At 44.1% G+C, this 220-nt stretch carries 1 protein-coding gene; it reads right to left on the bottom strand.

Annotated elements, in window-relative coordinates:
- The coding region (locus LK536_RS59295; protein WP_506092400.1) for a helix-turn-helix domain-containing protein at nt 1–200 on the bottom strand (200 nt) is incomplete at its 3' end.
- Nucleotides 201–220: the final 20 nt, after the last annotated feature.

Raw genomic sequence — 220 nt, 5'->3', positions numbered from 1 at the left:
TCTTCATCGTATTTCCGTTCCCACATAAGTACCGTTCTTGGGGATGGAATATTAAAATGAGCGGCAGTCTGCTGTTGGGAGGCTCCTGTGCTATGCATATATTCTACAACAGAAACCTTAAAATCTCCACTGTATGTTCCAGGCCTTGTGCAAAGCCCGGCCTCCCCATTTTCATTATATAGATGAATCCACTTTCTCAAGGAGGATCTGTCCATGCAAT

This window comes from Clostridium pacaense, assembly GCF_020709765.2.
Taxonomy (GTDB): Bacteria; Bacillota; Clostridia; order Lachnospirales; family Lachnospiraceae; genus Enterocloster; species Enterocloster hominis.
This window is presented reverse-complemented; position numbering and strand designations above follow the sequence as displayed.